The organism is Raoultella sp. (assembly GCF_039594335.1).
GTDB lineage: Bacteria > Pseudomonadota > Gammaproteobacteria > Enterobacterales > Enterobacteriaceae > Klebsiella.
This window is the reverse complement of sequence record NZ_JBCNNS010000188.1, coordinates 1-6,181: the sequence shown is the minus strand read 5'-3', so window position 1 is coordinate 6,181 and position 6,181 is coordinate 1. Positions and strand designations below refer to the sequence as shown.

The window sequence follows — 6,181 nt, the reverse complement described above, 5'->3', positions numbered from 1 at the left end:
GCAGATTAGGGGAAAATGGTTGTCCGTAGCTGGACGATGTGTTGAGTGCGTAGTGCTGGTCAGCAACGGCTGGTTGCAATCAGGAGCCGGGGGTAAACGGTGAAAACCAGGTAAAACGATGATCGGGAAGCGAAAAGCGGAACGCCCCCTGGTGCAGTCAGCAGCAGGGGGCGGTTACGGGTGGGGATTATCGTCGTTCATCAGTCATCCCATTTGTGGCTTAGATACGCGGCAAGAAAACCAAAGAACAGAATTGTTCCCAGTACTGCCATGAATACATGCATATTTCCCAGCATGATTAACCTCCATTATTGATTATTGACTAGTGTGCGCTAAGCGGTCCTTATTAAACGTGGTGTACGGTTGTTGCATAGAGAATAACCTGGTCAACTTAAACAAATAATTAACAAGGAAAACTTTTTCAGCGTGAAATCAACAGGGTGGTGAGTGGTTAGCGTGGAGGTTCAAGGACGAACAGCCTGACCTCGTGCGATCGGAGCACTCCGGTTCTGCGGCGCGCCACGGACATCGTTTACCTTCCCGGCACGGCATGCACTGAGTGAGGAAAACGGTTCATTTTCTCCGGGTCAGCTTTCGCTTCGCCAAAAACATGCTCCCCCCAGAATGCCCTCTTTATACAGAACGACCCTCTTATTTCATCTGAAGATCTTTGCCTGAAAGCCGCAAGGTGAAAACCATGGTGATCGCCTGTTACGATTTTACAACCGCAGCGGCAGAAAATTTCTTCCGGTACGCGGACGGGCTGATAGCGAACTGCTGGCGAAAATGGTGGCGCAGGGTACCAGCATCGGCGAACCCGCTGAGTTCGGCGATTTTATCGATGCTGATGCGGCTATGGGTAAGATGCTGTTGGGCGCGCTGCAACCGCTCATCCAGCAGCCAGCGGGCAGGGGTCTTACCGGTCGCCGCCTGAAAACGGCGTAAAAACGTGCGTGGACTCATTCCTGCCTGCTGTGCCAGCGACGCCACGGTATGGCTGGCGGCAAGATGCTGATGCAGATAATCAAAGACCAGCCCCAGGCGCTGACTTTCCCGCGCCTGGGCGACAGGCCGGATAACCTGCTGCGCCTGCGCGCCGTCGCGGTGCGGAGAGACAACCAGTCGCCTGGCCACGGTATTGGCGGCGTCAATTCCATAATCCTCACGTACAAGGTGCAGACACAGATCGATGCCGGCGGCGCTGCCCGCAGAGGTCATGATGCCGTCAGAACCCACGTACAGCACATCGGCGACCACGTCAATCAGCGGGAAGCGCTGGCGCAGATTTTCCGTATATCGCCAGTGCGTTGTCGCTCTGCGGCCATTGAGTAACCCGGCCGCCGCGAGGACAAATACGCCAGAGCAGATTGAGATAATCCGGCAACCGCGCATATGCGCGGCGGCTAAGGCATCACACAGTGCCGCCGGGACCGGCGCATCGATCCCGCGCCAGCCGGGAACCACGATAGTCTGCGCATCGTGAAGTAAATTCATGCCGCCATCGGTCATCAGCCGGATACCGCCGGTAGCCCGCAGCTCACCGTCATCGACGGCGGCAACCGCGAACTGGTACCAGCGATCGCCCATCTCCGGGCGGGGAAGGCCAAAGATCTCCACTGCGATACCAAACTCAAAGGTGCACAGGCCATCGTAGGCCAGCACAATGACCCGATGGTGTGACAACGTCACGGGAGGATTTGTCAGGATTTCAACGTTTTCTGTCATGGTTGCCCGCAGAGGATAAGTAGGCGGATTCATTAAATTAGTGGTACCACAGACAAGGAGAATACGCCATGAGTGTTGTAACTGCTTTTACCCCAGCCACCTCCGTCGACGCTGCCGCCTGGTTTCGGCATAAACTGAGTTTTGAAACCGACTGCGCGGATGTTTACAGCGCAATGCGCGACGGGCCGTGCGATTTTGTCCTGCTGCACGTCGTCGGTAGTGCGGAGACCTTTGCCCGACGGCATCTGCCAGGGGCGCTGCATTTGCCGCATCGCCTGATTGATGCCGCCCGAATGAGCGAGTGGCCAGCCGGGACGCTGTTCGTCGTCTATTGCGCTGGCCCACATTGTAACGGGGCGGATATTGCCGCGCTCAAGCTGGCTGAACTGGGGCGTCCGGTGAAAATGATGCTCGGTGGCCTCACCGGATGGCAGGATGAGGGACTGCCTTTCGCCGGCTAACTCGCTGCGGTCGGTTTCCTGCGGTTAGCCGACCGCTAAATGAATTTATTTCATGTCCAGTGAAATTTTCTCGTTTGCCGCGGACGGCAGTGCATGACAGTATCTGGACGCATAGCCATCCAGAAGTCTAAAATTCAAATAATGAACTATCACGGCAGGCAACTAATTGTGCTTACCGCTAAGGAGACTCCATGCAACGTCAACAGGCCCCGTTCCGCGCAGATATCGTCGGCAGTTTTTTACGTCCGGATGCAATAAAAGTCGCGCGTCAGCAGCTTGCCGAAGGTGCCATAGATGCACAGCAACTGCGTCAGATTGAAAATGATGCTATTCGCCAGTTGGTTAAGCAGCAGTGCGATTGCGGGCTACACGTGGTGACCGACGGGGAATTTCGCCGCGCGTGGTGGCACTTCGATTTCTTCGATGGCTTAGAAGGTGTCGAACGCTACGATTCTGACAAAGGGATCCAGTTCAACGGCGTGCAGACCAAAGCACACGGCGTTCGCGTCATCGGCAAACTGGCGTTTGGCGACCATCCGATGCTGGAAGATTTTCGTTACCTGAAAAGCGTCAGCGGCGAAGCACAGCCGAAGATGACCATTCCAAGCCCGAGCGTCCTCCACTTCCGTGGCGGACGTAAAGATATTGATGCCACGGTTTATCCGGATCTTGCCGACTATTTCGACGATCTGGCGACGACCTGGCGCGATGCCATCCGCGCCTTCTATGATGCCGGCTGCCGCTATCTGCAGCTTGACGATACCGTCTGGGCTTATCTGTGCTCCGATGAACAGCGTCAGCAGGTGCGCGATCGCGGCGACGATCCTGACCAGCTGGCAAAAACGTATGCCCGGGTGCTGAATAAGGCTCTGGAAGGTAAACCGGACGATTTGACCATCGGTCTGCACGTTTGTCGTGGTAACTTCCGTTCCACTTGGATCTCGGAAGGCGGCTATGAGCCGGTTGCAGAGGTGCTGTTTGGCGGGGTCAACGTCGACGCGTTCTTCCTGGAATATGATAACGACCGCTCCGGCGATTTCGCCCCGCTGCGCTTTATCCGCCCGGGCAAGCAGCAGGTGGTGCTGGGATTAATCACCACCAAAAACGGCGATCTGGAAAACCCGCAGGGAGTGAAAGCCCGTCTGCAGGAGGCCGCGCAGTATGTCGCGCTAGAGCAGATTTGCCTCAGTCCGCAGTGTGGCTTCGCCTCAACCGAAGAGGGGAACGCGCTGACGGAAGCCCAGCAGTGGGATAAAGTCCGCCTGGTCACCGGTATTGCCGCTCAGGTCTGGTAACCGCTCGTCATAGCGCAGCGTTGCACCGTTTTAAGGCAACGCTGCCGTTCTGTTATACGCCCGCGCCGTCGCTGCGCGCTTTCCTGTCATCAGATAACCTGGCACTGTTTTTGCCTAATCACTTTCGGTTAGTCGTTCATTCATTTTTCGTCTTTACGATTTTCAGGAGTGAATCATGCAGCGTCGAACGTTATTAAAAGCTTTTGCACTCTCCGCCTCTACCGTTCTTATGGGCTACTCTTTCCAGGTTTATGCTGCCGACACCATTAAAGTCGGGATTATGCATTCGCTCTCCGGGACCATGGCGATTTCTGAAACACCGTTGAAAGACGTTGCCCTGATGGCGATTGACGACATTAACGCCAAAGGTGGAGTGCTGGGGAAAAAGCTTGAGCCGGTGGTGGTTGATCCCGCGTCAAACTGGCCACTGTTCGCGGAAAAAGCCCGCCAACTGCTGACCCAGGACAAAGTGGCGGTGGTCTTTGGCTGCTGGACATCGGTCTCGCGCAAATCGGTGCTGCCGGTTTTTGAAGAGCTCAACGGCCTGCTGTTCTATCCGGTGCAGTACGAAGGCGAAGAGATGTCGCCAAACGTCTTCTATACCGGCGCGGCGCCGAATCAGCAGGCGATCCCGGCGGTGGAATACCTGCTGAGCGAAGATGGCGGCGGGGCGAAACGCTTCTTCCTGCTGGGCACCGATTACGTCTATCCGCGTACCACCAACAAAATTCTGCGCGCATTCCTGCATGCAAAAGGGATCCAGGATAAGGACATCGAAGAGGTCTATACCCCGTTCGGTTACAGCGATTACCAGACTATCGTTGCCAACATCAAAAAATTCTCCGCTGGCGGCAAAACGGCGGTGGTTTCGACCATCAACGGCGATTCCAACGTCCCGTTCTATAAAGAGCTGGCAAACCAGGGGCTGAAGGCGACCGATGTGCCGGTGGTGGCTTTCTCGGTAGGCGAAGAGGAGCTCCGCGGGATTGACACCAAACCTCTGGTGGGGAACCTGGCTGCGTGGAACTACTTTGAATCGGTCGATAACCCTACGAATAAAAAGTTCGTGGCGGATTACCGCGCCTATGCCAAAGCCCACAAGCTGCCAAACGCCGACACCGTGGTGACTAACGATCCGATGGAAGCTACCTGGGTTGGGCTGCACATGTGGGCCCAGGCGGTCACCAAAGCAGGGACCACCAATGTCGATAAGGTACGGGCAGCGATGGCTGGCCAAACCTTCAAGGCACCATCAGGCTTTACTCTGACCATGGATGCGACCAATCACCATCTGCACAAACCGGTGATGATTGGCGAAATCGAAAGTAACGGGCAGTTCAACGTCGTCTGGCAGACCGATAAACCGGTGCGCGCCCAGCCGTGGAGCCCGTGGATTGCGGGCAACGATAAGAAACCCGATCATCCGGTAAAAACCGCCGCTAATTAAGCGCCTCTCTCCCGGGCGCGAATGTTTTGCCGGGGCTACATTTAGTAGCCCCGATAAGCGCCAGCGCCACCGGGATGTCCCGGACTCCCGCGCTACCCTCGTTAGCGTTAACGGGGAAATGACCCAAGGAGATTCTCATGAGCACATGGCGCATGTTGGGGTATTACCTCGCGCTACTGGTGATGATACTGCCGTGGCGGGCGCAGGCAGCGGACGCGGATGATTTTGTGGCGGCCAACCGCACCCAGCAAGCGCAACTGCTGGAACAGTGGGCTGCCGCGCCGGAGGCACAACGCCTGCCGTTGCTGCGGGCGTTGAAAGCGGAAACCCTGGTGGCGGACGATAGCGGTCACGCCTTCAGCCAGCAGCAGTCGCTGGGGGCTGCGCACTCTCCACAAGGAGCGACAAAACCGGTTCGCCTCACCAATCGCCTGCGTAATCTGGTCGCCGGGGCGTTGGCCACTCATCTGTTGGTCAGTGACAGTGTCACTGAAAGGATTGCAGCCGCCAGAACGCTGCAGAGGGAAGCTACGCCGGAAATGGCGGGGTTGTTGCAACAACGGCTGGCGGTTGAAACCGATGCAGGCGTTAAAACGCAGCTGGAAATTGCGCTGGCCCGTCTGCAGCTTGCCAGCCCCGACAGCGCCAGCCGGCTGGCCGCCGTTGAGCGGCTTGGCCACTCCGTGGATCCGGAAACTCAGGCACTGCTGATACCGTATACCGATCTGCAGCATGAGCCTGACGCCCGCGTGCGCGAGGCGGCGGCAAACAGCCTGAAGCAGATTAAACAGCGTCTGCTGCTCGGCGATATTCTCGGGCAGGCGTTTATGGGGCTGTCGCTGGGGTCGGTTTTGCTGCTGGCAGCGCTGGGGCTGGCCATTACCTACGGGCTGCTGGGCGTCATTAATATGGCGCATGGTGAGATGCTGATGATCGGCGCCTACAGCTGCTGGCTGGTGCAGCAGGCGCTGGCTCAACTGGCGCCACAGTGGCTGGCTTTTTATCCGCTGATCGCCCTGCCGGTCGCCTTCCTGATAACCGGTGGTATCGGCATGGCGCTGGAACGCACCATCATTCGTCATCTCTATGGTCGTCCGCTGGAAACGTTGCTGGCCACCTGGGGGATTAGTCTGATGCTGATCCAACTGGTACGCATGCTGTTCGGTGCCCAGAACCTGGAAGTGGCAAACCCGGCCTGGCTCTCCGGCGGTCTGCAGGTTTTGCCGAACCTGATCCTGCCGTGGAACCGCCTG

General features: G+C 57.1%; 6 protein-coding genes. 4 read left to right on the top strand and 2 right to left on the bottom strand.

What is annotated here, in order from left to right:
- Positions 1-200: 200 nt before the first annotated feature.
- Both mgtS and ftrA read right to left on the bottom strand, forming a co-directional pair.
- Positions 201-296 carry a protein MgtS gene (gene mgtS, locus ACZAHD_RS20830; protein ID WP_004102377.1) on the bottom strand — a complete coding sequence of 32 codons (96 nt, stop codon included), beginning with the start codon at positions 294-296 and terminating at the stop codon, positions 201-203.
- 415 nt (positions 297-711) lie between these two features.
- Positions 712-1,725 (bottom strand): transcriptional regulator FtrA, encoded by a 1,014-nt coding sequence (gene ftrA / locus ACZAHD_RS20825; protein ID WP_462458452.1) that lies wholly within the window; start codon positions 1,723-1,725, stop codon positions 712-714.
- Between the two features lie 68 nt (positions 1,726-1,793).
- Here ftrA and ACZAHD_RS20820 point away from each other — a divergent pair, with 68 nt between their 5' ends.
- The 4 genes from ACZAHD_RS20820 to ACZAHD_RS20805 form a co-directional block, all read left to right on the top strand.
- Positions 1,794-2,186 carry a rhodanese-like domain-containing protein gene (locus tag ACZAHD_RS20820; protein ID WP_462458451.1) on the top strand — a complete coding sequence of 131 codons (393 nt, stop codon included), beginning with the start codon at positions 1,794-1,796 and terminating at the stop codon, positions 2,184-2,186.
- A gap of 191 nt (positions 2,187-2,377) precedes the next feature.
- A complete protein-coding gene (locus tag ACZAHD_RS20815) occupies positions 2,378-3,481 on the top strand; it encodes a cobalamin-independent methionine synthase II family protein (protein WP_462458450.1) in 1,104 nt (367 codons plus the stop codon).
- Between the two features lie 175 nt (positions 3,482-3,656).
- Complete coding sequence (gene urtA / locus ACZAHD_RS20810) at positions 3,657-4,928, top strand: urea ABC transporter substrate-binding protein (RefSeq protein WP_462458449.1); 1,272 nt, start codon at positions 3,657-3,659, stop codon at positions 4,926-4,928.
- 152 nt (positions 4,929-5,080) lie between these two features.
- On the top strand, positions 5,081-6,181 hold a 1,101-nt coding region (locus ACZAHD_RS20805), incomplete at its 3' end, for an ABC transporter permease subunit (protein ID WP_462458453.1).

Excerpts from the sequence above, each read along its gene's own strand:
- mgtS (WP_004102377.1), bottom strand. The coding sequence starts at position 296 with ATGCTGGGAAATATGCATGTATTCATGGCAGTACTGGGAACAATTCTG.
- ftrA (WP_462458452.1), bottom strand. The coding sequence starts at position 1,725 with ATGACAGAAAACGTTGAAATCCTGACAAATCCTCCCGTGACGTTGTCA.
- ACZAHD_RS20820 (WP_462458451.1), top strand. The coding sequence starts at position 1,794 with ATGAGTGTTGTAACTGCTTTTACCCCAGCCACCTCCGTCGACGCTGCC.
- ACZAHD_RS20815 (WP_462458450.1), top strand. The coding sequence starts at position 2,378 with ATGCAACGTCAACAGGCCCCGTTCCGCGCAGATATCGTCGGCAGTTTT.
- urtA (WP_462458449.1), top strand. The coding sequence starts at position 3,657 with ATGCAGCGTCGAACGTTATTAAAAGCTTTTGCACTCTCCGCCTCTACC.